Origin of the sequence: Methanobrevibacter thaueri, assembly GCF_015062915.1 — an archaeon.
Classification (GTDB): Archaea; Methanobacteriota; Methanobacteria; order Methanobacteriales; family Methanobacteriaceae; genus Methanocatella; species Methanocatella thaueri_B.
The window spans coordinates 8477-14129 of the sequence record NZ_SUTJ01000017.1; the positions used below are offsets into that span (position 1 = coordinate 8477).

Sequence of the window (5653 nt, forward strand, 5' to 3'; positions counted from 1 at the left end):
CTTGCTGCAAGCGTTGAGCAAAATTCCACTCACCCTATAGCTAAAGCCATTGTGAATAAGGCAAAGGAATTGAATTTGGATCTTGGCCAAACCAGCAGTTTTGAAAATGTTACAGGTAAAGGTTTGAAAGCGGAATTGAATTCAAAAGAAGTCTTGGCAGGTAACCTTGCATTGATGGAAGCATATGATGTTGATGTTTCATCTGAAGCTGTTGACAAATATCATGAATTGGAAAAACTGTCAAAAACAATCATATTTTTAGCAGAGGACAAATCAGTAAAAGGTATTTTAAGTCTGTCTGATAAAATCAAGGCCAATTCCAAAAGGGCAATTGAGGAATTGCACAAGATGGGCGTTGAAACCTATATGCTTACCGGGGACAATGAATCCACTGCACTCAATGTTGCACGTGAAGTCGGAATCGATAATGTGGAAGCAGGAATTCTACCTGAAAACAAGCTTGACATTGTAAAGCAGACTCAAGCGAACCATACCAAGAAGGTGCTGTTTGTAGGGGATGGAATCAACGATGCACCTGCACTCACACAGGCTGATATCGGTGTTGCAATGGGTAACGGAACAGATATTGCAATGGAAAGCGGTGACATTGTCGTTATGGAAGGAGACCTTGAAAATGTCGTTGCGGCAGTTCAGTTCTCCAAAAAGGTTATGCGCAGAATCAAGGAAAACATTTTCTGGGCATTTGCATATAACTCAATTCTCATTCCAATTGCGGCTGGTGTATTGTATCCTGCATTCGGAATAACATTCGAACCTGCCCTTGCAGGTCTTGCAATGGCATTAAGTTCAGTAACGGTTATATCCCTTTCACTGATGCTTAAGAGATATGTTCCTGAAATAAAAAGAAGTAGAAATTAATTGATTTTAAAATCAATTAATTCAATTTTTATTTTTCCTATTTTTTGTGCTAAGAAATTATAGAAGAATCCCATAAGGAAAAACTCTACAAATCCACCAATGAATCCACCTAAAACATTACCGATGAGGCTTACTATATTTGCTCCACTGATTACTGATATTATTCCACTTATCAAGCTTAGGATACCGCAAATAACAGCAAACATCACAGCTAATTTTAATGGATCAACAGAGTCGATAACAGTCAAGCCGTTTTCAGAGCTTAAATTCAGGATTATTCCCCTGCCGCTGTTTGCCATGATATTGTAGATGTATGTTCCAAGCAAAACAAACACGAATGTTATTATGAATGTTCCGAAAAGGAATATCAATACTGTTGCAGGTTGGCTTAAAAGCGCTGAGAATTGATATATTGAATATGCAACTCCACTTTGACCGGTGTACACTAATGTCTGAACTACTGAAGTGAGAAATATCGGTAGGATCAATATGGATACCAGATACACTAAAACAGCTTCTATTGTTAGGATTAGGGCAACCATTGTTGCGGTTTCAGTTGTTGATACCTTAACAATCTCTTTCCCATCCTTGATTTCCACTGCAACTGTTTTAAGTTTCCTTGCAAACAGGTTATAGAAGAGTCCCTGGGAAAAGTTAGTGTAGATTGAACACATGAATGCTCCTACAATGACTGTAGGTATGATATAAACGGCCAGAAATATTCCATTCGGTGCTGTTACGCTTATAAAAATTGAAAGGATTATTGCAGAGATTATTGAAAATAATACTGCAATTCCAGTCATCATTGTAGTAAAAGAAGAGAGTTCAATAGATTTTAATTCTTTTACATTATTCATTTTTTCACCTAAAACCAGGTTTCTGATTTTTCAAGCAATTCGTCAATGATTGTTGGTATTGATCCGATGTAGGTGTGAGGATCCATTATCTTGTCTACATCCTCTTGGGTGAGGTATTTCTTAACCTCTTCATCCTCAAGAATCAATTCGCCGAGCAATAGTTTTTCCTTGTTGGCCTTGATTGCATTCTTACGTACAATTCCATAAGCGGTCTGTTTACCCATTCCTGCACGGGTGAGCTCAGCCATTAACCTTTCAGCCATGACTAATCCGTTGGTAAGGTTAAGGTTTCTTTCAATGTTTTCATCATAGAAGATGAGGTTATTCATTAATTTGATAGTTAAGTTTAAGATGTAATCGGTCAATATGCAGCTTTCAGGGAACATTATCCTTTCACAGGAGGAATTGGTTAAGTCCCTTTCGTGCCAGAGAGGGTTGTTGTCCAATGCTGCGTTAACGTATGATTTGACGATTCTTGCAACACCACAGATTCTTTCAGCGGTAATTGGGTTCATCTTGTGAGGCATTGTACTGCTTCCCACTTGTTTTTCAGGATCAAAGAACTCTCCAACTTCCATGAGTTCGGTTCTTTGAAGGCTTCTGATTTCAAGTGCAATCTTATCCAGGGTACTTGCAATGTTTGCTAAAACACTGATGAATTCAACATGGTTGTCCCTTTGAACTACCTGGTTTGTTATTGTTGCTGCAGGTAATCCCAAGATTTCTGCAACGGTCTTGTGGATTTCCCAACCTTGTTCACCTAATGCTGCGGTTGTTCCGACTGCTCCATCCATCATTCCAACGCAAACGTTTGCCCTTGCATTTTCTAATCTGACGTATTGCCTGTGGAGTTCATCTGCCCAGATACCGAATTTCATTCCGTATGTGGTTGGAAGCGCATGCTGTCCGTGAGTACGTCCGATGCAGACTTTCATCTTGTGTTCACGGGTCAGGTCAAGCATGATTTTTGTCAATCTTTCAAGTTTTTCCTCAAGCACATCGATTGAGTCACGAATTAGTAGAGAGTTTGAGCTGTCCACAATATCGTTGGAGGTTGCTCCAAAGTGAACGTATTCTCCTGCACCATTTTCACAAACTTCAGTGATTGATTTTGATAATGCTGCGATATCGTGATTGGTTTCAGCTTCAATCTCTTTCATTCTTTCTAACTTAACGTAATCGGTATTAGCTTTTGCTGCGATTTCATCAGCTACTTCCTGTGGAATAATTCCAAGTTTACCTTCAGCCTGTGCCAAAGCGGATTCCACATCTAACATTCTTTGTAATTTATTTTCTTCTTCCCAAATCTTTTTCATTTCTGGAGTACCATACCTAAATTCAATAGGGTGTATAGCCATTTTATATCAACTCTCAAAATTGTTATTTTATATTATATTTTGTTCTATAAACACTTATATTTTAAGAAACATTTATATTGTTTTACAATAAGAGTAATAAATACTATTATATATTTCATAATAGGTGATTATTTGGAAACTAAAATACGACAGTTCCGCCAGGAAAAAGGCATGACTCAACAAGAGTTGGCCGATTTGGTTGGCGTGACTCGTCAGACAATAAACGCTTTAGAAAACGCACGCTATAACCCTTCCTTATTATTGGCCTATAACATTACTAAGATGTTGGGTAAACCAGCAATTGAAGATGTTTTCATCTTCGATGAATAAATTAACTTGAAATTACAAGCTATTATTGGAATTTGAATTAATTGATTCATTCATTTTTCATATTATAGTATGTAATTTTTATTTTTTTGATAAAATGTCTTTATTTAATGAAAAACTTAAACATATTACTCTAAAGGAAATATTGTCTTTAATTATTATCTTGTTTTTAATTCAATTCTTTTTAAACAGTTTAAACATTGTTCAGATAGATTCCATGTGGATTTATCTTTTGGTTATTCTATATTTCATTTTCAGGCTTAGGGATAATCTGCCGGACAAAAACGATTATATGAATGTTTTTGAGAAAAGTACTCTCAAATATGTCCTTTTAGTAGTTATACTGAATATTTTCATCTCATATGGATTTTTATACCTGTCAGACTTTATTTCTCCAATATTTCCATCTTTTGCAGTTCTTCCAGCAGGTCACGTCACTTCAAATTCCATTTTGACATTGAGCCTGATTGCAACAATATTCGTGTCTCCAATTGCCGAGGAGCTGATATTTAGAGGAGTCTTTCTAAACAGGTTGAAACTGATTGTGCCACCGATTTTTGCAGTATTGGTTTCCTCATTGCTTTTCGCTTCACTTCATGGTTATGGTAGCATAATCTCAGCGTTCATATTTGCGCTTTGCATGGCTGTTCTGTATTTGAAAACCGACAACATTCTCGTTCCGATATTTGCCCATTTCCTGAATAATCTCATTGCCGAGATAATCGTTTTCATCGACAGGGGTAATGTATTGTTTACAAATGATGCGGTTGTCATTGCAATGTCCCTATTGGCCATAGTTTCATTTGTCCTAATTTCCAATTCAATAATCCGGGAATTGAATAGTATTAAATAATGATAACTTACAATACTTTTATTATGGATTTAAAAAAAATCGGTATTTTACTAATATTTTTAGGCATCGTTTTCACTGTTGCATTCATAGGCAATGACCAGGTGTTCGTTCCCGCATTGACTATTACCGTTTTGGGATTTTTCATGACTGTTCTAGGTTATGTTGTCGATATCAGAAAGCAGAAGATAGTCAATGACCAGTTGGAGGTTGACATCGCTAATGTTCTCCAGCCAATGATTACCAAGTATTCCAATCTGAACAAGCAATACAGGGCTAACTATGAAGGGGAGGAATACGCCGAGAAAAGGATCCAATTGAACAGGGACCTAGAAAAGGAAATCACTGAGAAATTGCCTTATCTTGAAAGCAGGGAAATTAAAAAAATAGTCATTCAATTCAGTCAGGAACAGGACAAGATGAATTGAATTTTTTTTCAAAATTTATTTAATGTACATTTTATGACAACAAGGTTTTAAATAGTACATTAAACTTAATTATATTTAGTGATAGAAAATGTTTTCCCCAAGTTTAGAAGAAGTTAAAGAAATAGGTAAGAATGAGGAGTACAGGAGAATACCGATTTCATATGAATTGTTTTCGGATATTGCCACTCCCATCGAAGTTTTAAGAATTCTGAAAGGCGTAAGCAACCATGTATACATGTTGGAAAGTGTTGAGGATTCACAAAAATGGGGAAGATACAGTTTTCTGGGATTCAATCCGCTTTTAGAGTTCACATGTCAAAACGGCATAGTCAAAATCAGGGGCGACAGGAATTTCGAAAGGTTGACCGATGAGGAAGTCACCATTGAAACCGACAATCCCAGTGAAATCATAAAGGAGCTTGTTTTGAAAAACAAGTCCCCTAAACTAGAATATTTACCACCTTTTACGGGAGGTTTTGTGGGGTATTTTGCATATGATTACATAAAATACTCCGAACCTTCCCTTAATCTGGATGCTGAAAATCAGGATCAGTTCAAGGACATTGACCTGATGCTTTTCGATAAGGTAATAGCATTCGACAATTTCAAGCAAAAAATCATACTCATTGCAAACATGAAGACAGACGATTTGGAGAATAATTATCAAAAGGCATGCAATGAGCTTAAAGAACTTGCAGAATTGATTAAAAACGGCAATAAAACTGAAATCGAACCTTTGAAGTTAAAGTCAGATTTCAAGCCAGTATTTTCACGTGAAAGATTCTGCAACATGATTGACAAGGCAAAAGATTACATTTATGAAGGAGACATTTTTCAGGTTGTTCTTTCAAATAGAATTGAAGCTGAAATCACCGGAAGCCTATTTGACACTTATAGGGTTTTAAGAACAACCAATCCATCTCCTTACATGTTCTACTTCTCAAGCGATGACAT

The 5653-nt window shown here is 36.5% G+C and carries 7 protein-coding genes; 5 read left to right on the forward strand and 2 right to left on the reverse strand.

What is annotated here, in order from left to right; genetic code table 11:
* The coding region (locus tag E7Z78_RS08665) for an HAD-IC family P-type ATPase (protein ID WP_303724769.1) at window positions 1–879 on the forward strand (879 nt) is incomplete at its 5' end.
* Here E7Z78_RS08665 and E7Z78_RS08670 read toward each other — a convergent pair.
* Together E7Z78_RS08670 and purB are read right to left on the reverse strand one after the other, a co-directional pair.
* On the reverse strand, window positions 876–1736 hold the full coding sequence (locus E7Z78_RS08670; RefSeq protein WP_303724770.1) for a hypothetical protein: 861 nt from the start codon (window positions 1734–1736) through the stop codon (window positions 876–878). The genes E7Z78_RS08665 and E7Z78_RS08670 overlap by 4 nt on opposite strands.
* Window positions 1737–1744: 8 nt before the next feature.
* Entirely contained in the window at window positions 1745–3094 is a 1350-nt protein-coding gene (gene purB, locus E7Z78_RS08675; RefSeq protein ID WP_303724771.1) for an adenylosuccinate lyase, read from the reverse strand.
* Window positions 3095–3226: 132 nt separating this feature from the next.
* Between purB and E7Z78_RS08680 the strand changes: the two genes are divergently transcribed.
* From E7Z78_RS08680 to E7Z78_RS08695, 4 genes are all read left to right on the forward strand, one after another.
* On the forward strand, window positions 3227–3424 hold the full coding sequence (locus E7Z78_RS08680; RefSeq protein ID WP_303724772.1) for a helix-turn-helix transcriptional regulator: 198 nt from the start codon (window positions 3227–3229) through the stop codon (window positions 3422–3424).
* A 229-nt stretch (window positions 3425–3653) separates the two neighbouring features.
* Window positions 3654–4274: a CPBP family intramembrane glutamic endopeptidase gene (locus tag E7Z78_RS08685; protein ID WP_303724773.1), complete on the forward strand. Its 621-nt coding sequence runs from the start codon at window positions 3654–3656 to the stop codon at window positions 4272–4274.
* 23 nt (window positions 4275–4297) lie between these two features.
* Window positions 4298–4699, forward strand: coding sequence for a hypothetical protein (locus E7Z78_RS08690; RefSeq protein WP_303724774.1), 402 nt, complete (start codon window positions 4298–4300; stop codon window positions 4697–4699).
* Between the two features lie 88 nt (window positions 4700–4787).
* Window positions 4788–5653 (forward strand): chorismate-binding protein (locus E7Z78_RS08695; protein ID WP_303724775.1); only part of this gene is annotated, 866 nt, incomplete at its 3' end.